12 protein-coding genes are annotated in these 16,925 nt (G+C 66.3%); 6 read left to right on the top strand and 6 right to left on the bottom strand.

What is annotated here, in order from left to right:
* Positions 1 to 11: 11 nt before the first annotated feature.
* On the bottom strand, positions 12 to 494 hold the full coding sequence (locus ACXJKM_RS23055) for an Lrp/AsnC family transcriptional regulator (protein ID WP_457324747.1): 483 nt from the start codon (positions 492 to 494) through the stop codon (positions 12 to 14).
* Positions 495 to 646: 152 nt separating this feature from the next.
* Between ACXJKM_RS23055 and ilvB the strand changes: the two genes are divergently transcribed.
* Positions 647 to 2,446: a biosynthetic-type acetolactate synthase large subunit gene (gene ilvB, locus ACXJKM_RS23050; RefSeq protein WP_457355454.1), complete on the top strand. Its 1,800-nt coding sequence runs from the start codon at positions 647 to 649 to the stop codon at positions 2,444 to 2,446.
* A 155-nt stretch (positions 2,447 to 2,601) separates the two neighbouring features.
* The gene (locus ACXJKM_RS23045; protein ID WP_457324749.1) at positions 2,602 to 3,267 is read left to right on the top strand and encodes a glutathione S-transferase family protein; all 666 of its coding nucleotides are present in this window, start codon (positions 2,602 to 2,604) and stop codon (positions 3,265 to 3,267) included.
* Here ACXJKM_RS23045 and ACXJKM_RS23040 read toward each other — a convergent pair.
* The gene (locus tag ACXJKM_RS23040) at positions 3,228 to 4,724 is read right to left on the bottom strand and encodes an FAD-binding oxidoreductase (RefSeq protein WP_457355452.1); all 1,497 of its coding nucleotides are present in this window, start codon (positions 4,722 to 4,724) and stop codon (positions 3,228 to 3,230) included. The genes ACXJKM_RS23045 and ACXJKM_RS23040 overlap by 40 nt on opposite strands.
* Entirely contained in the window at positions 4,721 to 6,055 is a 1,335-nt protein-coding gene (gene hglS, locus ACXJKM_RS23035; protein ID WP_457355450.1) for a 2-oxoadipate dioxygenase/decarboxylase HglS, read from the bottom strand. The genes ACXJKM_RS23040 and hglS overlap by 4 nt, the downstream gene beginning before the upstream one ends.
* Positions 6,056 to 6,177: 122 nt before the next feature.
* Here hglS and ACXJKM_RS23030 point away from each other — a divergent pair, with 122 nt between their 5' ends.
* From ACXJKM_RS23030 to ACXJKM_RS23020, 3 genes are all read left to right on the top strand, one after another.
* On the top strand, positions 6,178 to 7,056 hold the full coding sequence (locus ACXJKM_RS23030) for a LysR family transcriptional regulator (protein WP_457355448.1): 879 nt from the start codon (positions 6,178 to 6,180) through the stop codon (positions 7,054 to 7,056).
* Positions 7,057 to 7,449: 393 nt separating this feature from the next.
* A complete protein-coding gene (speB, locus tag ACXJKM_RS23025; RefSeq protein WP_457323613.1) occupies positions 7,450 to 8,436 on the top strand; it encodes an agmatinase in 987 nt (328 codons plus the stop codon).
* Positions 8,384 to 9,823, top strand: a complete 1,440-nt coding sequence (locus tag ACXJKM_RS23020) for an aminotransferase-like domain-containing protein (protein ID WP_457323614.1) — start codon at positions 8,384 to 8,386, stop codon at positions 9,821 to 9,823. Before speB ends, ACXJKM_RS23020 begins: the two co-directional genes overlap by 53 nt.
* Positions 9,824 to 10,437: 614 nt before the next feature.
* Here the strand turns inward: ACXJKM_RS23020 and ACXJKM_RS23015 are convergent.
* Positions 10,438 to 11,070 (bottom strand): 4'-phosphopantetheinyl transferase family protein, encoded by a 633-nt coding sequence (locus ACXJKM_RS23015; protein ID WP_457355446.1) that lies wholly within the window; start codon positions 11,068 to 11,070, stop codon positions 10,438 to 10,440.
* A 176-nt stretch (positions 11,071 to 11,246) separates the two neighbouring features.
* On the opposite strand from ACXJKM_RS23015, the gene ACXJKM_RS23010 reads away from it, so the two are divergent.
* Positions 11,247 to 11,930 carry a thioesterase II family protein gene (locus tag ACXJKM_RS23010; RefSeq protein ID WP_457355444.1) on the top strand — a complete coding sequence of 228 codons (684 nt, stop codon included), beginning with the start codon at positions 11,247 to 11,249 and terminating at the stop codon, positions 11,928 to 11,930.
* Here ACXJKM_RS23010 and ACXJKM_RS23005 read toward each other — a convergent pair.
* Positions 11,925 to 13,712, bottom strand: a complete 1,788-nt coding sequence (locus ACXJKM_RS23005; RefSeq protein ID WP_457355442.1) for a hypothetical protein — start codon at positions 13,710 to 13,712, stop codon at positions 11,925 to 11,927. The two genes, ACXJKM_RS23010 and ACXJKM_RS23005, sit on opposite strands and share 6 nt — an antisense overlap.
* A gap of 12 nt (positions 13,713 to 13,724) precedes the next feature.
* A complete protein-coding gene (locus ACXJKM_RS23000; protein WP_457355440.1) occupies positions 13,725 to 16,925 on the bottom strand; it encodes a non-ribosomal peptide synthetase in 3,201 nt (1,066 codons plus the stop codon).

Raw genomic sequence — 16,925 nt, 5'->3', positions numbered from 1 at the left:
CTGCACGAGGGTTACGGGCTGTTCAATGGCAGCTCGCCCCTCTTCAGCTGCTTGAGCACGAAGCTGGACTTGCTGTGCCGGATGCCTGGAATCTTGTAGAGCTTCTCGCGCAGCAGACGTTCGTAGTCGCGCGTGTCGGCCACGGCGATGCGCAAGTGGTAGTCGTAGTCGCCGGACACGAGAAAGACCTCCAGGATTTCTGGAATTCGCTCAAGCTCGCGGCCGAAGCGTTCGAGCGCCTCGTCAGAGTGGCTGTCGAGCGTGAGCTGAACGATCACCATGTCTTTCAGGCCAATCTTCTCGGCGTTCAGCCGCAGCGAGTACCCCTCGATGACACCAGCGTCTTCCAGTCGCTTGATGCGTGTCCAGCAGGGCGATGTGGTCAGGCCCACTTCGGCACTGATTTCGGCCAGGCTCAGGCGCGCGTCGCGTTGCAGTGCCCGCAGGATGGCGAAGTCCACGCGGTCGAGTTCAGGTGCTTTGGGTTTGGGCATGGCGATGATCTTGGACTGATGGTCCGTCGTGTTTCTAGTGCTTCAGAAATATTTTCCGCTCGTTGTGATATGTCGGCAAGATTTGCTTTGGTTGGTATTTTTTTCGGAAAAAACAGAAGCACTTTTTGCGAAAGTTCGGGAACAGTAGCAGCATGAACAGCCTCCCCATGATCGACGTCGAAGTTCCCGCCACCCGGGCCTTTGGGCCGCCTGCAAGCGCGGCCGACGAGGTGCTCGAGGTCACCGGCGCCGCGCTGCTGATCGACACCCTGCTTGCGCTTGGCATCGACACGGTGTTCGGCTATCCGGGTGGAGCGGTGCTGCCGCTCTACGACGCTCTGCACAGCGAGCCTCGCCTGCGCCATGTGCTGGTGCGCCACGAGCAGGCCGCAGTGCATGCGGCCCAGGGCTATGCGCGCTCGACCGGCAGATTGGGCGTGGTGTTTGTGACCTCGGGTCCTGGCATGAGCAACACCACCACCGGGCTGCTCGACGCGCTGTGCGACTCGGTGCCGGTGCTGTGCATCAGCGGCCAGGTGGCCACGTCGTCCATCGGGACTGACGCGTTCCAGGAGTGCGACGCACTCGGCATCTCGCGCTCGGTGACCAAGTGGAACGTGCAACTTCGCCGTGCTGACGACATCGAAGCCGTGGTGCATAAGGCCGTGGCCGTCGCGCGGAGCGGACGGCCCGGTCCGGTGCTGGTGGATTTCCCCAAAGACCTCCAGCAGCGAAAGGTCACGAAACGGCTGGCGCCGCCAACGCCAACGCCGACGGTGCCGATGCCGTTCAAGCGCTCCACTCTTGCCCAGATTGAGGCTGCGGCACACGCGATCCGCCAAGCCCAAAGACCCGTGTTCTACGGTGGCGGGGGCTTGATCAACTCGGGCGTCGAGGCCTGTCAAGCCTTTCGCCAGCTGGTGCGCGCTGCCGGCGCGCCCTGCACGCTCACATTGATGGGGCTCGGCGCCTACCCGGCGTCCGACCCGCAGTGGTTGGGCATGCTGGGCATGCACGGCACGCTCGAAGCCAATCTGGCGATGCACCATGCCGATCTGATCGTCTGCGTCGGCGCACGTTTCGATGACCGCGTCACCGGCCGGCTCGACCAGTTCTGTCCGCAAGCGCGTGTTGTTCACATCGACATCGACCCGACCTCGATCAACAAGACGGTCAAGGCCCACATCCCCATCGTCGGGGACTGCGAGTCTGCTCTCACCCAGTTGTTGACACATTTTGCAGACCTGCCTGTTCCGCGGGATCGGCTGGCGCCATGGTGGACTCGCATCAAGTGCTGGCGGGCCGAGCGATCCTTGGCCTACGACGATGGGACAGGTGCGATTGCACCGCAGGCGCTGATGACGCGCTTGCAGGCAGCACTCAGCAAGTTGGACGCCATCGTCTCCACCGACGTCGGTCAGCACCAGATGTGGGCCGCCCAGCACCTGAGCTTCGAGAAGCCCATGCGCTGGCTGACCTCAGGCGGCGCCGGCACGATGGGCTACGGCCTGCCGGCGGCCATCGGCGCGCAGGTCGCCCACCCGGACAAGACTGTGGTCTGCGTCAGCGGCGATGCATCGATCCTCATGAACATCCAGGAGCTGTCCACCGCCGTGCAGCATCGCACGCCGGTGAAGGTGGTGTTGTCCAACAACGGCTACATGGGCATGGTGCGCCAGTGGCAGGAACTGATCCACGGGGGGCGCTACAGCCACAGCTACACCGCGGCACTGCCCGACTTTGTGGCCGTGGCCCGTGGCTTTGGCTGGCGGGCCCGCCGTGTCACCCAGCGCAGCGAACTGGACGCAGCGCTGGCCGAATGCCTGGCGTCCGACCAACCGTATTTTCTGGATGTGGCAGTCGTGGCCCAGGAGAACTGCTTCCCGATGATCCCTGCCGGATGCGGGCATCAGCAGGTGATGTTGGGCAAAGACCGGGTGTACGCGCAATGATGAGCAGCGGTTCACGGGTCGCGGAACTGCTTGACCGTGCCGCTGGCGCTGCGCCCAACCGTGTTGCCGATGCGTGGGCGCGCGAGAAGCTGCGCGCCATGCCCGCACATTGATTTGACCGGCGTGCCGCTTGCGGCCGCCGATGGAGCAACTTCATGGTTACCCTCTATCACTGCATGAGCGCACGCTCCTTCCGGCCCTTGTGGATGCTGGAGGAGCTTGAGCTGCCCTACAAGCTCCTGTTGCTGCCGTTTCCGCCGCGCGTGTCGGCGCGCTGGTATCTCGACGAGAACCCCCTGGGAACCGTGCCCTTGATGGTTGACGGCGATGTCCGCATGACCGAGTCCGCCGCGATCTGCGAGTACCTGTGCGCGCTGAGTGCCCCGACGACGCTGCAAGTCGAACCGGGCGAAACAGGCTTTGGCGCCTTCCTGAATTTCCTTCACTTCGGCGAGGCGACACTGACCTTCCCGCAGACCTTGGTGCTGCGCTACTCGCGGTTCGAGCCGGAGCCAAGGCGACAGCCCGCAGTGGCCGAGGACTACACGAAGTGGTTCCTTGCCCGGTTGCGTACGCTGGAGCCGCTGCTGGCTGAGCAGCCGTATCTGTGTGCCGGCCGGTTCACTGCCGCGGACGTCTCCGTCGGCTATGCCTTGATGTTGGCGCAGTATCTCGGGATTGCCGAACGCTTCACGCCGGCTGTGGCGGCGTATTGGCTGCGCCTGCAGCAGCGAGACGCCTACGTGCGCGCGATGCGGGCGCAGGCGGCGGCGGCTCAGGCTCAAGGGGTGTCGCTCGTGCCCGCGCCTGACACTCTTTGAAGTGAGCCTGCGTGATGCAGGCTGCTTGAGCTCCCCGGTGGAGTCGCCCCGGAACCCGTGGCTTGATCCAGTCGAACGTTGCCCAGCAGTCTGGCCGGGTCGAAGTGCCGGTGCAGCGCGGCCGCCCAGTCCAGCGTGGCTGCGTCGGTGTAGCGGTGGTAGAAGGCCGAGTTGCTGGGGCCCACGCCGTGCTCGGCGCTGTAGCTGCCGCCGAACTCGCGCACGGTGAGGTCGTAAATGGCCTCGCGCAGCGCTGCGATGCGGCCCTCGGCCGTGTCCCAAGGCACCACGAAGTTCAGGTGCATGCCGCCATCGCCCAGGTGGCCGAAGTCGCAGACCTGCGCGTCGGGCAGGTGCTCGGCGATCACGGCCAGGGCCTGCTCGCGCAGGGGCGCAAAGCGTGAGCGCGTGACCGAGAGGTCAAAGGCCAGCATGCGTCCGAGGTGCTGCACGGCTTCGCTCAGGCCGTGACGCAGTCGCCAGAGCTTTTCGGGCTTGTCCACCACGGCGTCGAGCAGTTCGGCACCCGACTCCATCTGGCGCTCCAGCCAGGACAGCAGCAGGGCATTGAGATCGAGGCCCTGGTCGACGCCCAGCGTCGAGGTCAGCTCCACGAGCACGGCATAGACCGGCAGTTCGGCAAACGGCGCGGTCGCGCCCGGCAGGTGCCGCACCACGGCCGCCAATGCCGGGCCGGAGATGCCCTCGAAGGCCGTGACGAAGTCGCCCAGTTCGGCCTCCAAGTCGGCCAGCAATTGCACGCCCACGGCTGCGGACGGCAAGGCCAGCAGCGCGGTGGCGGTTTGCCGGGGCAGGGCGTGCAGCTTGACCACGGCATGGGTGACGAGGCCGAAGGCGCCGAAGCTGCCGCACAGCAGTTGGCTCCAGTCCAGGCCTGTGTTGTTCTTGCGCAGGCCGTGAAGCTGGCCCACCGCTTGACCCGGCGGGTGCAGCAGCACGCCTTGCAGGCCCAGCAAGTTCTCGCGCACGCCGCCATAGCGGATCAGGCGTGCGCCGCCAGTGTTGGTGGCGATCATGCCGCCCAAGGTCGGGTCAGCGCCAAGGTCGATGGGAAAGCACAGCCCCTGCTTGGCGGCGGTACGGTTCAGGTCCGAGAGCCGGTGGCCGGCCGACACGACGGCGCTGCGGCTCAAGGGGTCGATTTCCAGTCGGTCACGCAGGGACTGAGTGGAGAGCACCCACTGGCGGCCATCGCGGCTGGGCGTGGCGCCGGCCACGAGGCCGGTGGCGGCGCCCTGCACCACGAAGGGCTCGCCCGAGCGCACCAGCTCGGCGACCGTCCATGAGATCGCCGCCAGGCTGCTGGGCCGGATCACGCCGCGCGTCAGGCCCGCGCCGTGGCGGGCAGACTGCAGGTAGGGAGCCAGGTCTTGCCCATCCAGCAGGACGGCCCGCTCGCCAAGTTCGGCGCGCATGCGCTCAGCCAGTCCGGTCATGCGGCGCGCGCCAACTGGCGCAAGCAGTTGGCCAGCGACGCGCCCTCGGCTTCGCGGTAGAGCTCAAACTCGTTGAGCACGTTGGCACCCAGCGCGGCTTCGAAGGCTGCTCGGTTGGAATGCGACGCGAACACGCCACCGTCTTGCTCGCCCAAGTTGGAGCGGAAGATGCCGGCTGCGCTGACGGGCAGGAAGTCTTCGTAGGTTAGAGGCTCCACGTGCAGCAAGCCCTCTCTCACCAGTGCATTGATGTCTACCAGGCTGGCGGGTAGACGGACCTTGCCCGCCTCGGGGCTGAGCGAATAGCGGAAGTAGGCCAGGCCCTCTCGGCGCAAGGCCTCCAGGTCGTCGGGGAAGGCTTCGAACTCACGGTGGAGGTTCTCGGCCAGGGCCTTGGGCTCGACCGCCCCATGCTGCTGCGCGGAACGCCGGGCACGCTCTAACAGCTTGTCGTAGAGCTGGCGGCCCTTGGGCGTGAGGGCGCAGCCGCGCTGCTCGATTTCGCCAAAGCGGGCGGTGTGGTCGCCTCGGGTGCCGTCGGCAAAGGTCACGTCCTCACACAAGGCGCTGAAGGCGGTCTGGCGCAGCAGGATGGGTACGGCGCGGCGCGGCGGGCCTTCGATCACGGCCTTGGCCGGCAGGCCACGCTCCCGCATGGCGGCTTGCGCGGCGTCGATGTCCAGCACGCGCGGGGTGAGGTGGTTGATGTGGGGGTTGGGGAAGCAGGCCACGTCGGCCGCCAGCGGATGCTGAGCCTTGATGGCGCTGTAGACCGCCTGGCTCACCGTCGCATGACCGCGCCAGCGGAAGGTGTGCAGCGTCTCTTGGACGAATTCCTCGGCCTCGTCGGCCGAGAGCGCGCCCCGGGCCTCGAAGCGCTCGATCAGGCGCACGCAGCCGGGCGTGAAGATCTGGCGGCCGGTCAGGGCGTTCTCGGCAAGCTGGCGCACCTGCGGGCAGGCGATCAGCTCGGTGCGCAGCAGCGAGCAAAAGAGGCGGAAGGGGTTGCGCGCCAGCGATGCCTCGCCCACCGGACGGAAGGCCGTGGAGTGCACCGGGATGCCGGCCACCGACAGGTCGTAGTAGCCCACTGGCTGCATGCCGAGCACGGCCAGCAGGCGGCGCATCATGGACAGCTCTGCTGCCGTGCCCACGCGGATAGCGCCGTGGCGCTCGACGGCCAGGCGTGAGCCCTCTGTGCCTTGTTCAGCATTGATGCCGTTCACCAAATCGACGAGGTGGCCATACAGCGGCACCTCCTGGCGGTACGTCTGAGACATCGCTTCGGCGAAGCGGGCACGGGTCTGATCGGGGGTGAAGCTCATCGGCATGGTGGCTGAGACTGTGCTGAAAAACCAGCCGCGGCGCCATCGATGAATTCGAAGTAGTTCATTCCAATATCGAATGAACTCACAATCCGTGCATGACGTTTAAGCGCCAACTCTTGCCGCCAATGAATCACCTGCTGGCCTTTGAGGCCGCCGCTCGGTACGCCAGCATTTCGCGCGCGGCCGAGGAGCGGCACCTCACGCAAAGCGCGTTGTCCCGGCAAATTACCAGCCTGGAGGAGAGCCTGGGGGTGGCGCTCTTTCATCGCGTGCGCCAGCGCGTCGTGCTGACCGACGCCGGCCGGCTCTACGCCGCCGAGCTGCGCCAGGCGCTGGAGGCGATGTCGGCGGCCACGCACAAGATCATGAGCCTCTCCGGGGAGCAGGCCGTGCTCAACATCGCCGTGCTGCCGACATTCGGCACGCGCTGGCTCATTCCCCGGCTGCCGGGCTTCACCGAAGCCCACCCCGAGGTGACCATCAACTTCGCGGCGCGCAGCCACCCGTTCGACTTCGCTGCCGAGCCCTTTGACCTCGCCATCCACTTCGGCGAGCCGGTCTGGCCGCAGGCCACGTGCATGGAACTCATGGTCGAAGCCTTGATCCCCGTGTGCAGCCCGGCCTTCAAGCGCAGCCACACGCTCAAGCGTCCCGCCGACATTGCTCAATGCCGCCTGCTGCAACAGGTGACGCGGCCCACGCAGTGGGCCGAGTGGTTCGAGCACGCCGAGGTCGAAGCGCCACGCGCTCATCAGGGACCGCACTTCGAGCAGTTCGCCATGGTGGCAGAAGCCGCCGCCGCCGGCCTCGGCGTGGCGCTGGTGCCGCGCGTCCTCGTCGAGGCTGAGTTGGCCGACGGGCGGCTGCTGGCGCTGGACGAAGCCCACGTGCTCTCCGGCCAGGCTTACCACCTCGTGGTGCCGCACTCGCGCCAGGGCGACACCCTGGTGCGAGAGTTCAGCACTTGGCTGCTAGGCCAGGCAAAGCACAGACAGGGGGGGTGATCAAGAGGCGCGGCGCCGATGGTCTTGTGGCTTCGCTCGCCAGCTCGGTAGTCAATTGAATTTCATGCGGTTGACGCGAACGCCGGGCAATGGATCTTGCGTGGCGCCGTACGGCAATCGAGCGTAGCCAGTGCGTCCCTCACCGACGCAATCTCCCGGGTTGCGCTGTTGCCCTGGTGCGCGAAGCGGCGCTCCGCTCGTTTTTCCGGCCGCAGGCCATCTTGACTCTTTCACCTGGCGACGGTGGCGCTGCTGACCACTTCCTGCCAATACAACGGCCGCGGCCGATGTATGCATCGCTGGTTCCTCATTTTCATGAGGCAGGCGCGATGGCCAAATTTCCGTCCACGGCGCGACACGCGTGCGAGCCGAGTCAAACACAGTAGGACGTTCATGGCCAAAAATGAGTACGAATCCGGTCGCCTAAACCTTCCGTTTGTTGGGCACTGCACCTTTGCCAAGTCTCCTGCGTGCGTCGATTGGAATCACATCGATGCCGACGTCGCCATACTTGGGGCTCCCAATGACATGGGCACTCAATGGCGCCCAGGCGCGCGATTCGGGCCACGCGGCATCCGTGAGGCCTCGACGTTGTTCTCCTTCGGACATGCTGGCGCCTACGACTTCGAGGACGACGTCCTGTATCTGACCAAGGAGCAGGTGCGCATGGTCGATGTCGGCGACGCCGACATCATTCACACCGACATGGCGAAGAGCAACGCCAACATTGAGTTGGCTGTACGCAAGATGCTTGAGCAGGGGGCGATGCCAGTGGTGCTGGGGGGCGATCACTCTGTACATGCGCCGGCAATCAAGGCCTTTGCCGGCCGGGGGCCGATACACATCCTGCACGTCGATGCGCACTTGGACTTCGTAGACGAACGTCACGGTGTGCGATTCGGACACGGAAGCCCGCTGCGGCGTGCCTCGGAAATGGATCACGTTGTCGGGATGACGCAGATCGGCATCCGCAACGTGTCGTCATCAAATCGTTCCGACTACGACGATGCACGCAGGGCGGGCTCGCAGATTCTCTCGGTTCGGGATGTGCGCCGATTGGGATCCGAGGGCGTGCTGGCAAAGATTCCTGAGGGCGTTTCGTACTACATCACCGTCGATATCGACGGCTTCGATCCGTCTGTCGCACCAGGTACTGGCACGCCCAGCCACGGCGGCTTTCTCTACTACGAGGTGCTGGAGATCATCCAGGCGCTTTCACGACGCAGCAACGGGAACATCGTTGGCATGGATTTGGTGGAAGTTGCGCCCGCTTACGACCCCGCTGGAACCACGTCGATCCTGGCAGCACAGCTCCTGCTCAATAGCATTGGATTCATCTTCCACGACCGCAAGAGCCATGCGCGCGAGGCATGCAGTTGAGGACGCAGTCACCATTGAACGTCTCTCGATGATCTCGGCCTGGTCGAGTAGCAGTTCTTCCGGTGCAGAGCTCGAGCTTCCGCAGGGGCTCATCTTCCAGCGACGACGGCCTGGCCCGGATATTTCACGCGGCCGGCTCCAGCTGGCCGACAAGACCGATGAACACTGCGATGAAAAGAGTCGCGCAGCGCCTGCCATGATCACCAATCCTTTCAAGTACGCCCGGCGTACGGGCCAGTTGTCCCCCTCGATGATTCGAGAGCTCATGAAGTTGATGGGGCGCCCTGGCCTTGTCTCGCTGGGCGGCGGCTTGCCCTCGCCCGGCAGCTTTCCGACTGAGGAAATTCGGGAGTCGTGCCAAAGGGTGCTCTCGCAGTCTTCTCACATGGCCCTGCAGTACACCACCACAGAGGGCCTGCTCGTGCTGCGCGAATGGGTCGCTGAGCGAATGAGGCAACAAGGTCTGACGGTTAGTGCTGATCAGGTGCTGATCACCAGTGGGTCGCAGCAAGGGCTGGATCTCGTTGGCAAAGTTCTTCTCGAAAGGGGCACCAAGGTAGCGGTTGAGTCGCCAACCTACCTGGGAGCGCTGCAGGCGTTTGCACCCTACGAGGCGGACACCGTGGAGGTTCGGTGTGACGAATTCGGGCCTATGCCAGGGAGTCTGCGAGACGTGGGTGATGCCCGGGCGCTTTATCTCCTGCCCAATTTTCAGAACCCTACAGGGCGCTGCATTTCCAAGGCACGGCGCGCACAGATTGCCGATCAGGCCCAATCCCTTGGATTGCCACTGGTTGAAGATGATCCCTACGGTGATCTTTGGTTCGAACAGCCTCCGGCGGAGCCCATCGCTGCTCATTGGCCAGAGGGAACTGTCTATTTAGGGTCATTCTCAAAAATTCTCGCGCCTGGACTGCGGCTCGGCTACGCAGTTGCTCCAACCGCCGTCTACGGCAAGCTGGTTCAAGCCAAGCAAGCCGCAGACTTGCACAGCGGGACATTCGCGCAACATGTGGTGGCTGACTTGTTGGGAAGGGGCATTCTCGAAAAGCATCTGACGGAGGTTCGCGCGAAATACCGGCAAGGGCGTGATGCCATGGTGGATGCTCTTCAGGCCCATATGCGTGGCCTTGCTTCGTGGAGTACTCCAACCGGAGGAATGTTTTGCTGGTTGACCTTGGCAAGTGGTTTGGACACCGCGAAGTTGCTGCCGCTTGCAGTCGAACGCGGTGTGAGCTTCGTGCCAGGCGCCGCGTTCTACGCGGCTGATCCTTTGTGCAACGCAATGAGGCTGTCATTCGTCACAGAATCTGCCGGGAGAATCATGCAGGGAGTGGCCTCGTTGGCTGACTCAATTCGGCAGGCCGCGCAGGCCCAGAACGCCTAAGTGAAGGCGAATCCGAGGTCATGCGGCGAGGCAACGTACCTTCCGGACGGGGGCGATGTGACTGGAGGCATTGGAACCTGGGACAGGGTCACTGCAGACTGCACCGTAAACATAAGCCCTGCAGCGGCTGCAAGCCAATGCTTAAAGTCGCACGTGGCACTGTTCAGGATGATCGGTTGGTGGAGAGGAGGAGGATCGAAATCGTCCCTGCACCCCGCATGATTACAGCGAATGCGGGCCGTCTGGCAGTCTGGCTACTGCGTAAGTTACTGCGTCGAAATCGTTGCGGAGAGGTCCACTCGGTACGAACCGCTCTGTGAGCTTGCCGGACTGGGGATCGCCTCGGCCACGCTGTGTTGGCGCAGCATGACGCGCGCAAGGGCTGTCTGCTGGAAGCCTCCTTCAGGTGGTCGATAAGCCCCGAAGGCCCAGCCGCGCGGCCAGACCGCTGCACAACGACGCCGTGCCGTCCTGCATCAGCTGGCTCGGCCCGTAGAACTCCATCCGCTTTCGAGGGGATTTCCTCCGCCAGCGAGCGCATCCATACCGCGAGTGACGCCGAAACACCCTTGGCACGTTCGAAGCCGATTGAACCACCCCGGAACCGGGGTGGTTCAGTCCACGCACCAGCTGCTCGCCACACCGTCGGCTTGGTCGAGTACCTGCACGATGGAGAGAGCGACAGTCGATACGCCGGACGATACGGCGAGCGCCATATTCAGCTGCGGCAAGGAAGCATCCAGCAATTGCCAGCCGCCTCGCGCATGGATGTGCGGCGCCGGTTCCTCCAGGCGGGTGTCGACGCTTTGCAGTGGGACCGTCAGGCCGCAGCCCCAAGCCTTCAACAGTGCCTCCTTGCGTGTCCAGCAGCGTAGGAACAGTGCGGGTAGGTTGGCGACCGAGGCTTGCCTGAGCAGCATGGCTTCGTTCGGGTGCGCGATGAGGTCGACGAGGCTGAGTGGTTTCTCCAGACGTTGAGTGCACTCGATATCCACACCCACCGGCCCAGTGGTGCACATAGCGAGTACGGTGTGACCCAAGGTGTGCGAAACGTTGAAATGGACCGCGCCTGGGTGCATGGGCTTGCCGTGCGCGTTGAAATGCAGCGGCATAGCCGCGTCGCGTGACAGCAGGAGGCGCAGCATCAGTCGGCCGGCGGCGAAGGCACGCTGCCGCTCGGGTGCTGTGCAGCGCGCGGCACGCTCACTGTCCTCGGTGCTCCACGCCGATCTGTCGTTGTCCGGCATGGCGGTGTGGGCCGCGACAACGGCCCATACACCACATGCGGCGTGCGATTCCTCGGCCAGTCGCCGCCACATCGCTTCGGTACGCAACGTGAGGATGGGTGCTTCACTGCACTTAGGCCAGAGTGCGACCAGACGTCGCGTCAGTAGCGTCGCGTTCCGTGTCATGCTTGCGCCCAATGAATACCAGGCCCCATCCCATCTTCTGCATCCCGCACGCGGGTGCGGGTGCCTCGGTGTTTCGGGGCTGGCAGCAGCGCGCGGCTGCACCGCTGATGGCACTCGGGCTGCCGGGGCGTGAGGCGGCGCACCGCGATCCTTGCCTGCGCAGCATCCACGACATGGCAGCCTATGCGGTCGCCTCCATCCGCCGTCAGGGCCTGCGGGCTGCCACGCTGTTCGGCCACAGCATGGGCGCGCTGGTGGCCTATGAGGCGGCGTGCCGATTGCAGCAGGAGGATCCGGGCGCAGTACGCCGGGTGGTGGTATCGGGCTGCCGCGGGCCGATGGTGGCGCCACCGCTTCTGCTGTCGGGGATCGACGACGACGACGCCTTCATGGATGCCGTGGCCCAGATGGGCGGGATGCCGCCCGAAACTGCCGCCAGCGAGGCGGTTTGGGACTACTTGCTGCCCATCCTGCGTGCTGACATTTCCGCCGTGGACGGATATCACTCGCGCGGCGAGCCATTGCGTGTGCCATTGACGGCTTTGGGCGCCCATGATGATCCCTTCGTGACGCCGGCCGCAGTTGCCGCTTGGGGTGAGGTGGCAGCCGCCGGCTTCGAGCCCCTGTTGATGGGCGGCGGCCACTTCTTCGTGTTCCATCACGCGGACGCGGTACTCGCGCTACTGCATCTATGACAGAGGCCGCCAGGCGGCGGCGTGTGCGGGCGTCACCATCGCGAGTTGCGAGCGCTCGTGGTCGGCGTTTTGGCGCCAGCGTCGCCAGCCCGACGCCGCAACGACGGGGGCTGTAGGCGTCGATGCGCTGTCGGCGCCCACCAGCCAGTAGTCCAGTTGCAGTGCAGCGCTGCGCGCATCCAAGGGCTGCAACCCGGCACTACGCACGGCCAGCATGAGATTGCCGCGGGTGAAGAGCACGAGGGCGCCGTTGTCGAGAGAAAGACCGAGCTCTGCGTCGCTCGATTCCTCGCCTTCGCTCATCTGCCACGGCTGCAGCCTTGGTGACGCCACCTCTGCGGCCACTTCAAGCATCGCCTGTTGTGCGCGGGCTGGACTGTCAGCCTCGGTCGCCTCCACGCGCAGCATGGCTTCGGGCGATTGCATCGAACGCCAGGTGGCCACATGAACGCGCAGTTGCGATGCATTGAAACTCATCGCGTGCAGGGGTAACCAGTCCGGGCCGAGTTCGCCACCAAACCAGCGGAACCCTTCGAAACGGTAGCCGCTGTCGCGGCCCGGCAGTTCAGCGCCGCGCGCGGCAAGGGCCGACAGCACCGGCAGTGGCGGTGCCGGCCGGGTGACGGCCACGGTGCGACGCACGCGCAACGTGGGCTGGGGAGCGCAGACTTCGCGATCGTCGTGCAGTGCGATGCGGTCGCGATAGCCGGCATCGCCAGGGCTGCCAAAGCGCAAGCCCATCGGTAGCAGCGGCAGGCGCGGTGGCGCGGCGGGGTCGAGGTCGCCGTCGAGGTGGCAGCAGGCGTCGTACACGGAGTCGTTCTCCGTGCAGTTGCCCGTCCACGCCACCTCATGGAAGGTGAATCCCCCGTGCAGCGTGGACCATGTGCGTGAGCCGATGGACAGCAGCGGATTGAGCCTGAAGCCGGGGCCGACCAGGCCCATCTTGGATTGCCACAGGTCCGCGCCAACCAGGTTGGCGAAGGTGGAGACGATGGTGGCGCAGTCGGAGCAGTTGACGAGCGGTCCCGCGCCGGCGCCACCACGCAGTCGTTCCAGGAACGCATCGCACAAGAAGCGCGACACGCCAAGCACGGTGTAATGCGGCGCGCCGACCAGGGCGTCGTAGGTCAGGGTGGTGCCGCCTAGCCGGTTCACCGCTTCTGTGATGCGCGCGGCGGCCTGCGAGGCATCCCGGGCGCCGCGTGCCCACAGGCAAGCCACGTCCAGCATGTCGGTACGAGGCAGCGCAGGATTGCCGGGGTCTGCGGGCATTGTCTCCCAGGGTGAGCTCGGCGCACTGAGCAGCGCGTACAGGCGTTGCTGAGTGACGCCAGCGTCCAGCCATGGGGCGGTGGCGTGTCCTCGGGCCTGCCAGCGCCACTGCAGCGTCGCGCAGTCCACGCCACCGGTGCGCAGCGCGCCAGTGTCGAAGCTGAATGAATTCCAGGGGGACTCGCCGTGCGCATCGAAGGTCACTGTTTGAGGTGCCATGTCGCCCGCCAATGGCGCGAACGGCATCGGTCCGCGGCCGGGCGCCTCAGCCAAGGCGCGGATCTCCAGTGTGCGTGGCACATCGGGTGTGGCGAAGAAGCGCACCTGCACGCTGGCGCTCGGTCCGAGGCGGTCGATGGCGTAGGCCGCGACGGCGGGTGTGAGTTGACCCCATTTCCACTCGGGCAGCAGCACGGGCTGCAGCGAGTCATAGCGCAGCGGCAGCGTGGCGACCTGCGGCTGGCCACGACCGTGATCGAAAAGTAGCGCGGTGACGAACAGGCCCATGGTGCGGTCCTTTCAGCGGGCCTGGGCGCGCGGAAGGCGCACCAGGGGAATGTCGTCCACGACGACGGCGGGCTTGGACTTGAGCTCATCTACCCGAGAAGCGAGCGTGCTCACAGTCGAGTGGGCAAATACATCGGCGATGCTCAGCTCCACGCCGAGGGCTGCCTGCACACGGGCCGCAAGGCGGGCAGCGGCCAGCGAGTGGCCGCCTATGCGGAAGAAGTCGTCATCCATCGCCACATGCGGCCGGTGGAGCAACTGCTGAATCAGACCGGCCAGCATCCGCTCGGTCTCACTGGCCGGGGAGAGGATCGTTGGGATCGGCGCGGCATCCGCACCGGGCGGTGGCAGCGAGGCGCGGTCTACCTTCCCGCTGCTGCTGCGCGGGAAGCTCGCGAGCGCGACGAAATGGCTGGGGCACATATAGGCCGGCAGCCGCTCGCGCAGGCGCTGACGGCAGGCGTCGAACAATGCACGCTCATCGACCACTGCGGTCTGCACATAGGCCACCAGCACCGGCTCGCCGTGCAGCAGCACGGCGTCCACCACCACGTCTGCGACGCCGGATTGAGCGCGCAGCACGACCTCGATCTCTTCGGGTTCGATTCGCAAGCCCCGCACCTTCACCTGGCGGTCGATTCGACCCAGGAAGACCAGCTCGCCCTGTCGTAACTGGCGCACGAGGTCGCCCGTGCGATACATGCGCTCGTGGCCCAATGCGGCAAGTTCGGCGGCTGCAGGGATGAAGGCGCGGGCCGTTTGCTCCGGTGCGTGCAGGTAGCCGCGGGCCACACCCGCACCTGCCACACACAATTCGCCGGTCATGCCGGTCGGTACCACGCGGCCCTGCTCGTCCACCACAGCGGTGGCAAGGTTGGCGATAGGCCCCCCTATCGACAGCCTGGCGCCCACGGCGGCGCAGCCGGCGGTGGCCCAGATCGTGGTTTCGGTAGGGCCGTAGAGGTTCCAGAACGTTCGACCGACGCCATAGCGCTCGGCCAGGTCCGCCGGGCAGGCCTCGCCGGCCACGCACACCAGGTGCAGGCCCACGCAATGCGCCGGCTCCACGGTGGCGAGCAAGCTGGGGGGGATCACGACCGCGTCCACGCCGCGCGCCTGCAGGAAGCGGCTCAGCGCGTCGCCCGCCACGATGCCAGGCGGCGCGATGGCCAGCGTGGCGCCGCTGCACAGCGCCATCGCCAGTTCGAAGACGGAGGCATCGAAGGTGGGCGATGAAATCTGCGCCACGCGCCGGCCTGCGCCGAGGCCGAACATGCGCCGCTGTGCCAGCGCCACGTTGAGCAGGCCCAGGTGTTCCACCACCACGGTCTTGGGCTCGCCGGTGGAGCCGGAGGTGGTGATCATGTAGGCAGCGTCGCGCGGCCCGGGCCAGGCCAGACGCGGGCCGCCCGCGGCGGCCATCAGGGCTGGTACGGTTGACATGTCCACGGCCAGCGGCGCTGCGGTGCGCTGGCGCACGCCCAGACGGCGCTCGGCCGGCCACGCCGGGTCCACGCAGGCAAAGGCGGCACCGGCGCACCATGCGGCCAGTTGCAGCAGCACCAGCTCCAGCGAGCGCGGCAGCTCCAGCAGGACCACGGTTCCCGGCACCGCGCCGCGCGCCGCCAGCGCGCCGGCCAGCGCCTGTACGCGCGGCAGTAGTGCACGGTAGCTCAGCACCTGGCCCTCGGCGTCTTCCAGCGCGATGGCGTCGGGGTGGCGAGTGGCGACCTCAGCGATGAGCGCCAGGCAACTGGGCTCGCGCAGCGGCACGACCTCGCCGGCAAGCAGTGCCGGCAGGAAGCCGGGCTGGCGCGTGTCGAAGGCGAGCGCGCTCCAGCGCAGCCCCGGCTCGGCCAGCCAGTGCAGCGCGGCGGTGAGCGCCTGGCCCAGAGCCAGCACGGTCTCGGGGTCGAAGATGTCAGCGTTGAACTGCAGCCGTCCGTGCACCTCGTCGCCCTGGGGCCAGAGGTCGATGCACAGGTCGAACATCGCGCTCAGGCGCGCCGGGTCGGTGCCGTGCGAGTCAGCCTGCGACATCGTCGCCTGCATCAGCTGGAAGCCCACCTGGAACAGCGGGTTCACGCCCAAGTCGCGCGTCTGGCCCAGATGCTGCACAAGCAGATCGAAGGGCAGGTCGCGATGTGTCAGCACGCGGTGCATGGCCTCACGGGCGACGGCCAGCAGGTCGTCGCTGCAGGGGTCATCGGCCCAGCGCAGGCGCACTACCAGCGTGTCGACGAAGAAGCCGATGGCCTGCTGGCGCGCGGGGGTGTCGCGACCGGTCAGCGGCAGGCCGAGCGCGAAGTCCTGTTGCCTGCACACCCGCCCTAGTGCCGCGGCCAGGCCTGCCAGCAGCACGGTGAACAACGTGGCCTGGGTCGCCTGTGCGCGCCGCTGCAGCCGCTGCACCAGGGCTGCCGGCAGGGTGATGGTGCGCTGGTCACCGCGGAAGCTGGGCAGGCGCGAGCGCGGCCGGTCCAGCGGCAGGTCCAGCATCGGCAGGCCCGCCAGTTCGGTACGCCAGAAGGCCAGCCCGGCGTCGATGCGCGCGGGGGTCAGCCGCTCGCGTTGTGCCAGGGCGAATGCGGCGTACTGCTCCGGCAGCGCGGGCAGCGCGGCGGTGCGGCCCTGCAGCGCTGCGGCATAGAGGGCGTCCAGCTCCTGGAAGAAGATCTGGAAGGACTGCCAGTCGAACACGATGTGGTGCACCGCGACCAGCAGCAGCGCCTCCTGCGGGCCGAGGGTGTACAGCTCGGCGCGCAACAATGGCCCGGTGCGCAGGTCGAAGCGCTGCGCCAGCGTCTGCGTCATGCGCTGCTTGGCCTCGTGCTCGCGCTGCCCGGCTGGACAGGCGGCCAGGTCCACCTGCTTCAGCGTCAACTGGGGTTCGGGTGCGATGCGCTGGATCACCTCGTCGTTCAGCAGCTCGAAGGTGGTGCGCAGCACGTCGTGGCGCAGCGCGATCTGGCGCAGCGCGCCTTCCAGCCGCTGCGCGTCCACGGCAAAGAAAAGCTGCTGCACGGCATGCAGCGTGTAAGGCGCCTGCACCTGCTGCAGCTGCTCGACGAACCACAGCCGACGCTGCGCAAAAGAGGCCGGCGCCACGCGGACGGCGGGCGGGGGCGCCTCTGGCACGGCCATCGGCGCCGCGCCGGCATGCTGCATGAGGAGCTGCTGCAGCAGCAGTCGGCGGGCTTCGTCCGTGTTCAT

Source organism: Roseateles sp. P5_D6 (assembly GCF_054049415.1).
The sequence above is the reverse complement of the archived record's forward strand: the minus strand, read 5'-3'. Positions and strand labels throughout refer to the sequence as shown.